At 73.2% G+C, this 11,217-nt stretch carries 11 protein-coding genes; 8 read left to right on the top strand and 3 right to left on the bottom strand.

The features are described from left to right. The coding region (locus tag ONA70_RS30245; protein ID WP_265009906.1) for a DUF4126 domain-containing protein at positions 1 to 614 on the bottom strand (614 nt) is incomplete at its 3' end. 71 nt (positions 615 to 685) lie between these two features. On the opposite strand from ONA70_RS30245, the gene nucS reads away from it, so the two are divergent. After that, positions 686 to 1,345: an endonuclease NucS gene (gene nucS, locus ONA70_RS30240; protein WP_265009905.1), complete on the top strand. Its 660-nt coding sequence runs from the start codon at positions 686 to 688 to the stop codon at positions 1,343 to 1,345. A gap of 18 nt (positions 1,346 to 1,363) precedes the next feature. On the opposite strand, the gene ONA70_RS30235 is transcribed toward nucS, so the two are convergent. Next, complete coding sequence (locus ONA70_RS30235; protein WP_265009904.1) at positions 1,364 to 2,866, bottom strand: aldehyde dehydrogenase family protein; 1,503 nt, start codon at positions 2,864 to 2,866, stop codon at positions 1,364 to 1,366. A 206-nt stretch (positions 2,867 to 3,072) separates the two neighbouring features. Here ONA70_RS30235 and ONA70_RS30230 point away from each other — a divergent pair, with 206 nt between their 5' ends. The 7 genes from ONA70_RS30230 to ONA70_RS30200 all read left to right on the top strand — a co-directional run bounded on the left by ONA70_RS30230 (position 3,073) and on the right by ONA70_RS30200 (position 9,490). Then, positions 3,073 to 3,549 carry an FHA domain-containing protein gene (locus ONA70_RS30230; protein ID WP_265009908.1) on the top strand — a complete coding sequence of 159 codons (477 nt, stop codon included), beginning with the start codon at positions 3,073 to 3,075 and terminating at the stop codon, positions 3,547 to 3,549. A gap of 85 nt (positions 3,550 to 3,634) precedes the next feature. Next, complete coding sequence (locus ONA70_RS30225) at positions 3,635 to 4,699, top strand: alpha/beta fold hydrolase (protein ID WP_265009903.1); 1,065 nt, start codon at positions 3,635 to 3,637, stop codon at positions 4,697 to 4,699. Positions 4,700 to 4,818: 119 nt separating this feature from the next. Next, a complete protein-coding gene (locus ONA70_RS30220) occupies positions 4,819 to 6,609 on the top strand; it encodes a 3-hydroxyacyl-CoA dehydrogenase family protein (RefSeq protein ID WP_265009902.1) in 1,791 nt (596 codons plus the stop codon). Between the two features lie 40 nt (positions 6,610 to 6,649). Next, positions 6,650 to 7,144, top strand: a complete 495-nt coding sequence (locus tag ONA70_RS30215; RefSeq protein ID WP_265009901.1) for a SigE family RNA polymerase sigma factor — start codon at positions 6,650 to 6,652, stop codon at positions 7,142 to 7,144. Further along, positions 7,141 to 8,220, top strand: coding sequence for a hypothetical protein (locus ONA70_RS30210; RefSeq protein ID WP_265009900.1), 1,080 nt, complete (start codon positions 7,141 to 7,143; stop codon positions 8,218 to 8,220). Before ONA70_RS30215 ends, ONA70_RS30210 begins: the two co-directional genes overlap by 4 nt. A gap of 67 nt (positions 8,221 to 8,287) precedes the next feature. Further along, positions 8,288 to 8,614 (top strand): hypothetical protein, encoded by a 327-nt coding sequence (locus ONA70_RS30205; protein ID WP_265009899.1) that lies wholly within the window; start codon positions 8,288 to 8,290, stop codon positions 8,612 to 8,614. Positions 8,615 to 8,680: 66 nt separating this feature from the next. Further along, positions 8,681 to 9,490 (top strand): alpha/beta hydrolase, encoded by an 810-nt coding sequence (locus tag ONA70_RS30200; protein WP_265009898.1) that lies wholly within the window; start codon positions 8,681 to 8,683, stop codon positions 9,488 to 9,490. A 3-nt stretch (positions 9,491 to 9,493) separates the two neighbouring features. On the opposite strand, the gene ONA70_RS30195 is transcribed toward ONA70_RS30200, so the two are convergent. Continuing rightward, positions 9,494 to 10,570, bottom strand: a complete 1,077-nt coding sequence (locus ONA70_RS30195) for an AI-2E family transporter (RefSeq protein WP_265009907.1) — start codon at positions 10,568 to 10,570, stop codon at positions 9,494 to 9,496. Positions 10,571 to 11,217: the final 647 nt, after the last annotated feature.

The following is an 11,217-nucleotide window of genomic DNA, read 5'->3' as shown; positions in this document are numbered from 1 at the left end:
ACCCGGAAGCCCGCGGCCCGCGCCGCCGCGCGCTCCCGCCGCCGGTCCTTGCGCCGCCGCAGGAACCAGAACAGGAACGCGACGAGACCCAGCAGGAAGGCCAGCACCAGCACCGGCAGCAGGATCGCCACCACCGACATGACCGCGCTGGTCGCGTCCTCGGCGGTGCTGGCCACCGGAGCGCCGAAGCCGGCGGTGGCCGCGTTGATCACCGGGCGGGCCGCCGCCTTGAGTAGGTGCACGCCGAGCGCGATCAGCACGCCGACCAGCACCGGCACCCACTGGTGCGAGGAGAAGAAGGTGTCCGGGTCGCTGACCGTGACGGTCTGCGAGCTGGAGCCGGCGCCGAAGGCCAGGCCGCCGGCGGTCGGCCGGACCACCGTCTGCACGACGTCGTTCACGTGGTCCACCACCGGCACCTTGTCGGCGACCACCTCGACGGCGAGCAGCACGGCGAGGATCAGGATGATCCAGCCGTTGCCCAGCCACTGCCAGCCGCTGGGCAGGTCGACGAGGTCGGTGTAGCGCGCCAGCAGACCCATGAGGAGCAGCGGGATGTAGGCGTTCAGGCCGGCGGAGGCGGCGAGACCGGAACCGGTGAGGACTTCGAGCACGGTCTCAATATCGCACCGGTACGCCAGTGGCGCTCGTCGGCGACGGCCCGCTGCTCCGCTACCCTCGTCGGGTGCGGTTGGTGATTGCGAAGTGCTCGGTGGACTACGTCGGACGACTCTCGGCACACCTGCCGTTGGCCACCCGGCTGCTTATGGTGAAGGCGGACGGCTCGGTGTCGATCCATGCGGACGACCGGGCGTACAAGCCGCTGAACTGGATGAGCCCGCCGTGCCGATTGGAGGAGGCCCCCGGCGTGTGGCGGGTGGTCAACAAGGCCGGCGAGGAACTGCGGATCACCCTGGAGGAGATCTTCCAGGACACCTCGTACGAGCTGGGCGTCGACCCGGGCCTGCGCAAGGACGGCGTCGAGGCGCACCTGCAGGAGCTGCTCGCCGCGAACCCCGCGACCCTCGGCGAGGGCTTCACCCTGGTCCGGCGCGAGTACATGACCGCGATCGGCCCGGTCGACCTGCTCTGCCGGGACGCCAACCAGGGCGCGGTCGCCGTCGAGGTGAAGCGACGCGGCGAGATCGACGGCGTCGAGCAGCTCACCCGCTACCTCGAACTGATGAACCGCGACCCGCTGCTGGCCCCGGTCACCGGCGTCTTCGCCGCGCAGGAGATCAAGCCGCAGGCGCGGGTGCTCGCCACCGATCGTGGCATCCGCTGTGTGGTGGTCGACTACGACAAGCTGCGCGGCATCGAGCGCGACGAGCTGACCCTCTTCTGAACCGGGCGACCGGCGGGTTCAGCGGCCCCGGCCGTACATCAGCTTGGCGGCCTTGACCAGGCGGGCGACGTCCGCCGGGGTGCGCTCGAAGGTCATCGCCGGCAGCATCGACCGGGCCCGACGCTTGGTGATCGACTTGGCCCGGCCGAACTCGCGCAGCCCGTCCTCACCGTGGATCCGGCCGAAGCCGGAGTCGCCGACCCCGCCGAACGGCAGGGTGGACATCCCGGCGAAGGTGAGCGTCGAGTTGATCGAGGCCATCCCGGAGCGCAGCCGCCGCGCGATCGCCACCGCCCGCCTGCGGCCGAAGACCGAACCCCCCAGGCCGTACGGGAGCGCGTTGGCCCGCTCGACCGCCTCGTCCACGTCCCGGACCCGGTTGACGGTCAGCGTCGGCCCGAAGGTCTCCTCGCGGACCGCGGCCGAGTCCTCCGGCACGTCCACCAGCACGGTCGGGTGGACGTACGGCGGCTGGACCGCGTCGGGGCCGCCGAGGACCGTCCGGCCGCCGCGCGCCAGGCCGTCCTCGATGTGCCGGCGGATGACGTCGACCTGGGACGGCATGGTGATCGGGCCGATGTCGGCGCCCTCGGGGCCCACGGTCAGCTGGCCGGCCTTGGCGACCACCTTGTCCACGAAGGCGTCGAAGACCTGGTCGACGGCGTAGACCCGCTCGATGCCGATGCAGGTCTGGCCGGCGTTGGTCAGTGCGCCCCAGACGCAGGCCTCGGCCGCCGCGTCCAGGTCGGCGTCGGCGTCCACGATCATCGCGTCCTTGCCGCCCGCCTCCAGCAGCACCGGGGTCAGCGTCTCGGCGCAGGCCGCCATCACCTTCTTCGCGGTGCGGGTGGAGCCGGTGAAGGCCAGCTTGCCCACCCCGGCGCCGCACAGCGCCGCGCCCACGTCGCCGAGGCCGTGCACCGCCTGGAAGACCGGCTGCTCCGGCACGACCTCGGCGAACCGGTCCACCAGCCACTGCCCGACGGCCGGGGTGTACTCGCTCGGCTTGAAGACCACGGCGTTCCCCGCGGCCAGGGCGTACGCGGCGGAGCCGATCGGGGTGAAGACCGGATAGTTCCACGGGCCGATCACGCCGACCACCCCGTACGGCTGGTATTCCAGGTGACCGGTGAACTCGGCCAGGATCAGCCGGGTGCGGACCCGCCGCGGGCCGAGCACCCGCCGCGCGTTGCGGGCCGCCCAGTCGATGTGCTCCAGGGCGGTGAGGATCTCGACGACGGCGTCCGCGACCGGCTTGCCGCCCTCGGTGTGCACCAGGTCGGCCAGTTCCTCGATCCGGCGGGCGAGCACGCTCCGCCAGCGCAGCAGCCGCTGCCGCCGGCCGGTGAAGCCGAGCCCGGCCCACCAGTCGCCGGCGACGCGGGCCCGGGCCACCGCGTCCCGCACGTCCGCCTCGGTCGCCACCGGGAGCCGCCCGGCCTCCGCGCCGGTCGCCGGGCTGGTGGAGACCAGCCGGCCGTCGGAGATGATCGGGGCCCCCGGGACATGCGCAGCCGTCATGGCCGAAGTCTAGACCCGAACATTACTCGCCGGTAGGTGGGCGGGATCGACGCCCGTGACCGGTGGGGCCGAACCGCGAGTGCCCGCCGAACCGGGAACGGTAGGCGATCACCCGGGTCGGGATGGTGACCACAGGGTGGTGGAGCGATTACGGTGAGGTGGCACGCTGGCGTGGGGGCGATGGTGGGGTGGAGGGCGAAGTGTCCATGGAGGAGCACCCGAAGCTGATGCCGCTGCTGACCGTGGCGGGCGGCCCGATGCGGGGACTGAGCTTCCGGGTCGGCCGAGAGCCGCAGGTGATCGGGCGAGCGCCGACCGTCGACATCGTGCTCGTCGACCCGCACCTCAGCCGGCGGCACGCCACGGTCCGGCTGACCGCCGAGGGGGTGTCGCTGACCGACCTCGACTCGACCAACGGCACCTGGCTCAACGACCAGCGGGTCAGCGACAGCGTACGGCTCGCCGACGGGGACGTGGTCCGGGTCGGCCGTACCGAGCTGCGGTTCTTCGACCCGGGCGTGGCCCGTACCGACCCGGTGGGGTTGCACTTCGGGCTGCCGTGCCGGGACCAGCGGCCCACCCTGCCGCTGCCCGTGCCGACGCCGCGGCAGCCGCTGGAACCGACCGAGCCGGTGGCGTCGCGCGGCGGCACCGTGCCGCTCCCGGCCGACGTCCCACGCTGACCGGGCGTCCGGCGACACCGGACGGCGGCGCGGTGTGGGGACCACGCACATGGACCGGGTCGGCCCGACGTGCCAGCATGCGCGGATGGAGAGCGAACGGCACACCGTCCAGGCCAACGGCATCACCCAGGCGGTCCGGGTGGCCGGCCCGCCGGACGGCGTACCGGTCCTGCTCGTGCACGGCAACTGCTCGTCGGCGGCGTTCTGGGAGCCGCTGCTGCGCCGGCTGCCGGACACGCTCCGGGTGGTCGCCCCCGACCTGCGCGGGTACGGCGACACCGACACCGCCCCGGTCGACGCGACCCGGGGCCTCGGCGACTTTGCCGACGACGTGGCCGCCCTGCTCGACGCCCCGGGGCTGTTCGCCCCCGATGCCCGGCCGGTGGTGGTGGGGCACTCGCTCGGCGGCGGGGTGGCGATGCGGCTGCTGATCGACCGTCCCGAGCGGGTGGCCGGCCTGCTGCTGGCGGCTCCCGTCTCGCCGTACGGCTTCGGCGGCACCCGGGACGCCGACGGCACGCCCACCACACCGGACTTCGCCGGCACCGGCGCCGGCACCGCGAACCCCGACTTCGTGGCCCGGCTGGCCGCCGGTGACCGGGGCGCGGATGCCCCGACCAGCCCGCGCAACGTGCTGCGCTCCGCCTACGTCGCCGACCCGGCATCGCTCGGCGCGGACGAGGAACTGCTGCTGGACAGCCTGCTCAGCACCGCCACCGAGGACGACAACTACCCGGGCACCGCGGTCGCCTCCCCGCACTGGCCCGGCACCGCGGCCGGCGAGCGCGGTGTGCTCAACGCGCTCGCGCCGGCCTGGTTCCGGGTCGCCGACGAGTTGGTCTGCGTCCCGGTCAAGCCGCCGGTGACCTGGGTACGCGGCGACGCCGACGTGATCGTCTCGGACACCTCGCTGTTCGACCTGGCCTACCTCGGGTCGCTGGGCGTGGTGCCCGGCTGGCCGGGCGCGGCGGACTGCCCGCCGCAGCCGATGATCGCGCAGACCCGGGCGGTGCTGGACCGGTACGCGGCGGCCGGCGGGACGTACCGGGAGGTGGTGCTGCCCGGCTGCGGGCACACCCCGTACCTGGAACGACCGGCCGAGTTCGTCGCCGAGCTGCTGGCCCTCACGGAGGTGCCCACGGCGGCCTGAACCGCCGTGAAATATCCCACGGCGTCTCGACAACGTAGAGTCACGTGGCAGACTCCGGCGCATAACCTTAGCGGCCGTTCATGTCGGCAACGGCGGAGTCAACCAAGGGGAGGCGGGTCGTGGCGCGCGAGTTCACCAGTGTGGGTGTGGTGGGTCTGGGCACCATGGGTGCCGGCATTGTCGAGGTCTTCGCCCGCAACGGCATCGACGTGGTGGCCGTGGAGATCTCCGCGGCCGCGCTGGAGCGCGGCCGGGCCACGCTCACCGGGTCGACCGACCGCGCCGTGGCCAAGGGCAAGCTCGCCGAGGCCGACCGGGACGCCCTGCTGAGCCGGGTCGACTTCCAGGTCGGGCTGGGCGCGCTGCACTCGGTGGACCTGGTGATCGAGGCGGTGCCCGAGCACCTGGACCTGAAGCAGCGGATCTTCGCCGAGATGGACCGGGTCTGCAAGCCCGAGGCCATCCTGGCCACCAACACCTCGTCGCTGAGCGTCACCGAGATCTCGGTCGCCACCACCCGGCCCAACCAGGTCATCGGCATCCACTTCTTCAACCCGGCCCCGATCATGAAGCTGGTCGAGGTGGTCCGTACGGTGGTCACCTCCGCCGAGGTGGTGGCCGACGTGGAGGCGCTCTGCGAGCGGCTCGGCAAGGTCGACGTGACCATCAACGACCGAGCCGGCTTCATCGCCAACGCGCTGCTCTTCGGCTACCTCAACCACGCCGTGAGCCTGTTCGAGGCGCGGTACGCCACCCGCGAGGACATCGACGCCGCGATGAAGCTCGGCTGCGGCCTGCCGATGGGCCCGCTCGCGCTGATGGACCTGATCGGCCTGGACACCGCGTACGAGATCCTGGACACCATGTACCGGCGCGGCGGCCGGGACCGCCGGCACGCCCCGGTGCCGCTGATCAAGCAGATGGTCACCGCGGGGTTGCTCGGCCGGAAGTCCGGCCGTGGCTTCTACACCTACGAGCGGCCGGGCTCGCCGAAGGTCGTACCGGACGAGCAGACGCCGGTGGCGACGGGGGCCGCGCTCGCCGACGGCGCGCGGGCCATCGCCAAGATTGGCATTGTCGGCTCCGGGACGATGGCCACCGGCATCATCGAGGTCTTCGCCAGGGCCGGGTACGAGGTCATCTCGGTGACCCGGGGCGCGGAGCAGTCCGCCAAGGTCTGTGAGGCGGTCAAGACCTCGCTGAACAAAGGCGTGGTCCGGGGCAAGCTCAGCGAGGCCGACCGGGACGCCGCGCTCGGCCGGGTCACCTGGTCGGCCACTCTGGACCACCTCGTCGACGTGGACCTGGTGGTCGAGACGGTGGTCGAGGAGCTGAGCGTCAAGAAGGCCCTCTTCGCCAGCCTCGACGAGATCTGCAAGCCCGGCGTCGTGCTCGCCACCACCACCTCGTCCCTGCCGGTGATCGACGTGGCGATGGCCACCCAGCGCCCGGCCGACGTGATCGGCCTGCACTTCTTCAACCCGGCGCCGATCATGCCGCTGGTGGAGATCGTGCAGACCATCCGTACGTCGGCGGATACCACGGCCACCGCCCGGGCGGTCTGCGCGGCGCTGGGCAAGACCAGCGTGGTGTGTGGCGACCGGTCTGGCTTCGTCGTCAACGCGCTGCTCTTCCCGTACCTGAACGACGCGGTGAAGATGCTGGAGGCCAGCTACTCGACCGCCGACGACATCGACCACGCGATGAAGCTCGGCTGCGGTTACCCGATGGGCCCGTTCGAGCTGCTGGACGTGGTCGGGCTGGACGTCGCGCTGGCCATCCAGCGGGAGCTCTACCTGGAGCTGCGCGAGCCGGGCTTCGCCCCCGCGCCGCTGCTGGAGCACCTGGTCACCGCCGGCTACCTGGGCCGCAAGAGCGGTCGTGGCTTTCGCGACCACACCAACCGCTGATCCGGTCAACACGGAGCGCCGGTGACGGCGTCTTGAGGGTGTGACCTTCGAGGAGTACGTCGGCAGCCGCGGCCCGGCCCTGATGCGCCTGGCCCGGCTGCTGACCGGCGACGAGCACCGCGCCGAAGACCTGACCCAGGACGTGCTGGCGCGCGCGTACGTGCACTGGCGGAAGATCGCCCGGGCCGACCGGCCCGACGTGTACGTGCGGCGGATGCTGGTCAACGCCAACAACTCGTGGTGGCGCCGGCGGTCGAGCCGCGAGCTGGCCGTGGACACCTTCGCCGAGCGCGCCCAGCGGGGCGACCTCGGCGGGGAGGCCGCCGACCGGGACGAGATGTGGCGGCTGATCCGGGCCCTGCCCGACCGCCAGCGTGCCGTGCTGGTGCTGCGCTACTACGAGGACCTGGACGACGCCACGATCGCCCAGATCCTCGACTGCTCGCCGGTCACCGTCCGTACCCACGCGATGCGGGCGCTCGCCCATCTCCGGGAGCGCTGCGGCGCCCCGACGACCCAGGGGAGCCGGCCGTGACCGACCTGGACCAGCGAATCGCCTCGGTGCTGCGGGAGCGCGCCGAGGGGGAGACCGACACCCACCGGCTGCTCCGGGCCTCCCGGGCTCAGGGCCGCCGCCGGCAACTGCGCCGCCGGGCCGCGACGGCCACCGCCCTCGCCCTGGTCGGGGTCCTCGGCTTCGTCGGGGTGACCGGGGCGGACCTTGCCGGCCTGCCCGGCCGGCTCCCGTGGGCGGCGGCCACGCCGACCGTCGCCGCGCCGGTGCCGCCCCGCGCCGATGGGGTGTCCGGCGCGGCCCAGCGCCCCGACCTGGTGGGCGCCGACCCGCAGGTACTGCACCTGGGCCTCGACACCAGCCGGGCCCGCTACCTGCGCTGGGCCGTCTACGCGTCGGTGGAGATGGAGTCGATCCGGTTCAGCGTCGGGGATGAGCAGCCGGTCCTCGTCGAAGTGGGCCGGTCCACGCAGTCGTTCACCGGCAGGGGTATCGAGGGCTTCCCGGACCGGTTCGGCCCGGTCCCGGTGACCTTCGACGGTGAGATCCGGCAGGTGGGCGGCACGACCGGCGGCCTGGTCAAGGCCTGGCAGCCCGTCCCCGGCCTGTACGCCCGGGTGGCCATGCTCGGCGGCGACCGGAGCGTGCTGGTCAAGGCCGTGGATGCCATCCGCTGGGATGAGGCACGACGGTGCGCGGCGCCGCTGCGGCTGAGCACGTTGCCGGCGGGCGCGACGGTGAGCTTCTGCTCCGTTGACGTCACCGCCTTCCCGAGGGGACTCACCGTCGAGCTCACCCTCAGCCGGGAGCAGTCGGCGACCATGTGGGTGAAGCTGCTGTACGGGGCGCAGATCGCGGAAAGCACCACCGAGAGCAACCGTGTGGTGGGTGGCCGACCCGGCTACCTCTACCCGGACGGTACGAAGCTGGAACTGCTCGGCATCCCAAGAGCGCACCTGACCGCCGATTTCGGTTGGCCGTTGCCAGGGATCGCCCCCTCCGAGGGTCGTCTGGGCTTCACGGCGGCCGACGCGACGACCGTGCTGGCCGGGGCGCAGGTGGCGAAGGACCTGACCGACCCGGACACCTGGGAATGACCGACGGCCGCCGGCCGGACCGCCCGACCCGGGCCGGGCCGGCTGGCGGCCCGTACGCTTGGTGACCGTGAGCCCCCGTCGCCACCGCCCCCGCCGGGACGAGACCACCCAGCTGGACTCCGAGCGGGTACGCCAGGGCGTGCCGACCGTCCAGCAGTGGCGCGACGGCGACTGGCAGGTACGCGGGATCAGCGGCGGGGCGTCGGTCAAGACGTACCGCTGCCCCGGCTGTGACCAGGAGATCCGCCCCGGGGTGGCGCACGTGGTGGCCTGGCCGGCCGACGACCGGGGCGACCTCACCGACCGGCGGCACTGGCACAGCGGCTGCTGGCGGGCCCGGGACCGGCGCGGGCCGAACCTCCAGCGCGGGCGCAGCGCCCCCCGGCACGGCTGAGCGATCTGGATCACCCTGTTTCCGCCCCGGCGGACGGCGCGCGCGGCGGCGATGGAGACTGGGACGGTGAGCACACCGATCCGTGCGTCGTCGATCCTGCCCGGCCACCGGGAGGACATCGAGCTGCACACCGCCGACGGGCTGACGCTGGTCGGTGAGCTGGCCCGCCCGCTGGACCGCGAGCCGGCCGGCACCCTGGTCTGCCTGCACCCGCTGCCCACCCACGGCGGGATGATGGACAGCCACGTGTTCCGCAAGGCGGCCTGGCGGCTGCCCGCGCTGGCCGACCTGGCGGTGCTCCGGTTCAACACCCGGGGCACCAGCAGCGTTCGGGGCACCAGCGAGGGCGCGTTCGACAACGCCGTCGGCGAGCGCTACGACGTGGCCGCCGCCATCGACTACGCCGAGTTCCACGAGCTGCCCAACATCTGGCTGGTCGGCTGGTCGTTCGGCACCGACCTGACGCTCAAGTACGGCTGCGACCCGGCGATCTCCGGGGCCATCCTGCTCTCCCCGCCGCTGCGCTTCTCCGCGCCCGAGGACCTGGCCGTCTGGGCGGAGTCGGGCAAGCCGCTCACCGCCCTGGTGCCCGAGTTCGACGACTACCTGCGCCCGGCGGAGGCCCGGCAGCGCTTCGCGGCCGTGCCGCAGGCCGAGGTGGTCGGGGTGCCCGGCGCCAAGCACCTCTGGGTCGGCGACGCCGAGACCGTGCTCAACGAGATCGTCAGCCGGGTCAACCCGGCGGTGCCGGTGCCGCTGCCGACCACCTGGGACGGCCCGGTGGAGACCGGCGACGTCAGCGCGTACGCCGACCGGACGGTGGCCGCCTTCGCCGACACTCCGGTGCCCGGGCCGCAGCAGCGGCAGGCCGGCTGATCCTCAGCGGGAGTCCTGCCGGGGGAGCACCACCTCGCGGAGGATCAACTGGAGGGCGGCCACCGTCGGGATCGCGATCAGCGCGCCGACCACGCCCAGCAGCGACACCCCGAGCAGCGCGGCGAGCAACGCGGCCACCTCGTTGACCGAGACCGCGCGACGCATGATCTTGGGGTAGATGAGGTAGTTCTCCACCTGCTGGTAGATCACGAAGAAGACCAGGCAGGCGACCCCGATCGGCAGGTCGGTGGCGAGGCCGACCAGGGTCACCACCACCGCGCCCAGGGTCGCCCCGATCTGCGGGATCAGGTCGGTCACCGCGACCACCACGGCCAGGGCGAACGGGTACGGCAGGCCGACCGCCAGCGCGAACACGAAGGTGCTCGCCCCGGCCAGCACCGCGATGGCCAGCGCCCCCACCATGTACGCGCCGACCCGGGTCAGGATCTCGTCGCCGATCAGCCGGACCCGCTCGCGCCGGGAGCGCGGCACCAGCGCGTACCCGAGGTCGCGCAGCCGGTCGAAGTAGGCCAGGAAGTAGATGGTCAGCACCAGGATGGTCAGCGCCCGGAAGAGCGTGCCGAAGATCAGTTGTGCCCCGCCGAGCACGCCGCCGAGGATCCGGCCGACGGTGTTGGCGCTCGCGACGGACTGGACCCGTTGCACCACGTCGTACCGGACGACGAGGTCGTTGATGGTGGGGTTACGGCGCAGTTCCTCGACGTAGCCGGGGAGGTGCTGGATGAACTGCCCGGACTGGGTCACCACCGGGGGCACCAGGGCCAGCAGGCCGCCGACGATCAGCAGCAGCACGCTCAGCGTCACCACCGCCACCGCCAGCCCGTGCGGCAGCCCCCAGCCGCGCAGCCGGACCACCGCCGGGTGCAGCCCGACCGCGAGGAAGAGCGAGATCAGCACCAGCACCAGGATGCCGGCGGAGTTGCGGACGCCCAGGAAGACCGCGTACGCCAGGAACACGCCGAGCGCCCCGGTGAAGCCGACCAGGAAACTGCTGCGCCGCAGCGGCTTGCCCGGTACGCCGAACCGCCCGCTCGGCTCGAACTCCGTCGGCTCGGTCAGCTCCTCGACCGTGGCCTGCCCGGTCCTGGTGGCGGCGCCGGTCGCGGGTGCCCGGGCCGGCTCCGGCGCGCCGGACGGGGAGACCTGCTCGGCGCGCTCGGGCCCGGTGGCGGGCGTACCCTCGTCGGCCCGCCCCGGCCCGGTGGGCGGGAGGCCGGCGTCGGTCGGGTCGGGCTCGGGGCGCAGCGCCTCGAACGGATCGTCGTCCTGCGGGCCGGTGCCGGCGGATTCTTCCTGCGACACCGGACCTCCCCGATCCCGCTCCGCGGCCCGATCCGGAGCGACGTGTACGGCGAGCGCGCGACCGTCCTCGGCGCTTCCCTGCTCGCGAGGTTAGACCGTCCACGCACCGCCCGGCCATCCCCTCCAGCGGCCTACGTCCTCCGGCTGGAGAGCCGGCCCGCGCCCGACCCGCCGCGGCGAGGGGTGCCGGATCAGCGCGGTGGCCCGGCCCGGGGGGTTCGCGAGGTCGGCGATCCGGCGGAGGGGTCCGGTTCAGTCCTTCTCGACGGTGACCGCGCTCGGCTTGGCGCTGCGCTCGTCGGTGGTGGGCTTGGTCGGCCGCTTGCCGTTCTCGCCGGTGCTGGTGATCTTCGTGGGGGTGGCGCCCCGGCCACCCTCGCCCGGCACGGCGGCCACGGTCGGCT

Source organism: Micromonospora yasonensis, from assembly GCF_026013475.1.
GTDB classification, from domain to species: Bacteria; Actinomycetota; Actinomycetes; order Mycobacteriales; family Micromonosporaceae; genus Micromonospora; species Micromonospora yasonensis.
Note: the sequence above shows the minus strand (reverse complement) of the source record. Positions and strands in the feature narration are given on the sequence as shown.